Here is a 1,820-nt window from a genome sequence, read left to right as displayed (position 1 = left end):
GTCATCCGGCATGTGCTGCATCACAGCATCCTTGCAGAACCCCCTGGGCCGACCTTGATCGGCCGGACAAGTCCTAGCGGCGGCACGAGTACGCGCCAGGTGGTGAAGCCGGTGTACGCGGTGCCGGGGTGCTCGGGGAAGAGCGCGCCGCGCACGGCGGAGTTGATGCCGTCGGCGCCGACGACGAGCTCCGCCTCCAGGTCGCCCTCGGGGGTGGTGACGCGCGCGGGGCGTGCCGGGTCGTCCCGGTCGCCGGGGTCGGCGAGCCGCGCCTCGGACGCGGTCCGTACGGCGTCGGCGGGCAGCCGGCCCGCCAGCTTGTCGATCAGGGTCGCGCGGTGCAGCAGCACGATGGAGCCTCCGAAGCGCTCGGCCGCGAGCTTCGAGCTGGCCCGCGAGAGCCAGCGGCCTTCCGTCGTGAGCAGCCCGCCGTCGCCCTCCCACGCTTCCAGGGCGCGGATCTCGGCGCCGAGTCCTACGACGTCGAGCGCGCGCTGGGAGTTGGGCGCGAGCGAAATCCCCGCCCCCACGGGCTTCAGCTCGCTCGCCCGCTCCAGAACGGTGACCTGCCAGCCGCGCAGATGGAGCGCGAGCCCGGCGGTGAGCCCGCCGATCCCGCCCCCGACGACGATGGCACGGGGCTGTCGGGACATGACGCCTCCCATGTGGAGTTCCGAAACGGCCACTACACCTGTAGTGAGTCCGCGTTCCGACGGTACTACAGCTGTAGTGATCGCGGTAGATTGCCCCTATGAACCGCCCCGACACCCGGCACACCGAAGCCGCCCTCCCCCTCACCCGGGCCGACCGGATCGCCGACGCCGCCCTGACACTGCTCGCGGAGCGCGGCATGCGCGGGCTGACCCACCGCGCGGTCGACGAGACCGCGGGGCTGCCCCAGGGCTCGACGTCGAACCACGCGCGCACTCGACTCGCCCTCCTGGAAGCGGCGGTCCGGCGGCTCGCGGTGCGCGAGGGGCAGGTGCTCTCGGTCGACGAACTGCCGACCCCCGCGGGCGGCCTCGCCTCCCTGGTCGACGGCATGGCGCTCGCTCTGCACCGCTACCTCGCCCGACACCCCCAACTGCTCGTCTGCCGTTACGAATTGGCCCTGGAGGCGACCCGCAGGCCCGAGCTGCGCACCTTCTTCGACGAGACGGGCCGCCAGTTCCGCGAACCACTCACCGCGCTGCTCCGAGCGGCGGGTTCGAGGGACCCCGAACGACACACACTGTCCCTGGTCGCGTGGACGGAGGGAATCATGTTCTCGTGCGTGGCCGGCTCCTTCCACACAACGCCCCCCACCCTCCCGGAACTACGCGCGGGCTACGCAGAGTTGCTCCACGGAATACTCACCCGATCAAGCCCCTGCGGCGATTGAGCAGCGGGGTCCGGGGCAGAGCCCCGCGACGTCAACAACACCTCCCGCCCCCACGCGGAGCCCCCGTCACCCGTACGAGGCAACCTCCCCCCGTTCCCTCCCCCACACCCCGGAAGTCCAACACAGTGACCCCGTGCCCAGAACGTCCAGCTCAACCACGATCCTGCTGACCGCGGCCGCGACCGCCGCCGTCACCGCAGTCACCGTCTCCGGCTGCGTCAGCGTGCGCCCGCCGACCACCCCGAAGGCCCCCTCCCCCACGGTCTCCGCCCACGCTCCCCGCCCCGAGGGTCACGCCGACGGCCCGGTCGTCCAGGCGCCCGCACGCGAGGCCCTGGAACGGATGAAGACCGCCCCGCACCGCACTCCGGCGCGACACACGGAACAGCAGCCGCAGCGGGCCGCCACCCCCGCTCCCCCGCGCACGGCCCCGCGGGAC

The 1,820-nt window shown here is 72.8% G+C and carries 1 protein-coding gene and 2 pseudogenes; 2 read left to right on the top strand and 1 reads right to left on the bottom strand.

Annotated elements, in window-relative coordinates:
• Positions 1-68: 68 nt before the first annotated feature.
• Positions 69-653: pseudogene (locus OKJ99_RS07895) on the bottom strand (FAD-dependent monooxygenase); the annotation flags it as partial.
• A 98-nt stretch (positions 654-751) separates the two neighbouring features.
• Between OKJ99_RS07895 and OKJ99_RS07890 the strand changes: the two are divergent.
• Together OKJ99_RS07890 and OKJ99_RS07885 are read left to right on the top strand one after the other, a co-directional pair.
• Positions 752-1,381 carry a TetR/AcrR family transcriptional regulator gene (locus OKJ99_RS07890; RefSeq protein ID WP_326015106.1) on the top strand — a complete coding sequence of 210 codons (630 nt, stop codon included), beginning with the start codon at positions 752-754 and terminating at the stop codon, positions 1,379-1,381.
• A 133-nt stretch (positions 1,382-1,514) separates the two neighbouring features.
• A pseudogene (locus OKJ99_RS07885) lies at positions 1,515-1,820 on the top strand (hypothetical protein); the annotation flags it as partial.

This window comes from Streptomyces endophyticus, assembly GCF_035798155.1.
Taxonomy (GTDB): Bacteria; Actinomycetota; Actinomycetes; order Streptomycetales; family Streptomycetaceae; genus Streptomyces; species Streptomyces endophyticus.
The sequence above is the reverse complement of the archived record's forward strand: the minus strand, read 5'-3'. Positions and strand labels throughout refer to the sequence as shown.